The organism is Phyllobacterium sp. P5_D12, from assembly GCF_054049495.1.
On record NZ_JBFUMG010001185.1, the window covers coordinates 1 to 552 of the forward strand.

1 protein-coding gene is annotated in these 552 nt (G+C 54.7%); it reads right to left on the reverse strand.

What is annotated here, in order from left to right; translation table 11 throughout:
• A partial coding sequence (locus tag ACXJ5O_RS29405) for an MBL fold metallo-hydrolase (protein ID WP_457302980.1) occupies window positions 1-552 on the reverse strand: 552 nt, incomplete at both ends.

The following is a 552-nucleotide window of genomic DNA, read 5'->3' on the forward strand; positions in this document are numbered from 1 at the left end:
ACGAAAGTGCCTGAGCCGGGGAAGGGAAAATGCGAACCGCAGATTTTGATCTTGTCTGCGATCACGCGGTCGATCAGTTTGTGCCGGGTGAAAACTGCGGCCGGTCCGTCCTGATCGTAGCTTCCTTGCCATTCCGGGTGGGGCGCGAGCAGTGCCGGAACGTACATCGTATCCGCGGAAACGAGGAGTTGCTCTTTTCCAGAGGTCACAAGGAAAACTGAATGTCCGGGTGTGTGACCGGGCGCTGCGATCAGCTGGATGCCCGGAGCGACTTCCGTACCATCCTTCGCCAAGCTCCAATTCTTCCACATAGGAAATACGCTGGCGATGCGTCGGCCGGCGGGCTTTCGACCCTCAGCAAGCTTTTCAACACGCCCAGGATCCGTCCACCAATTATATTCGATCTCGTTGACAATTAGCTCAGCGTTAGGGAACACAGGCGCGTTCGTCTGCTTTTCCATCAGACCCCAAACATGATCCGGATGGAAATGCGAAATGATGATCGTATCGATTTTCGTATAGTCTATTCCGGAGGCTTTCATGTTTGCCGGC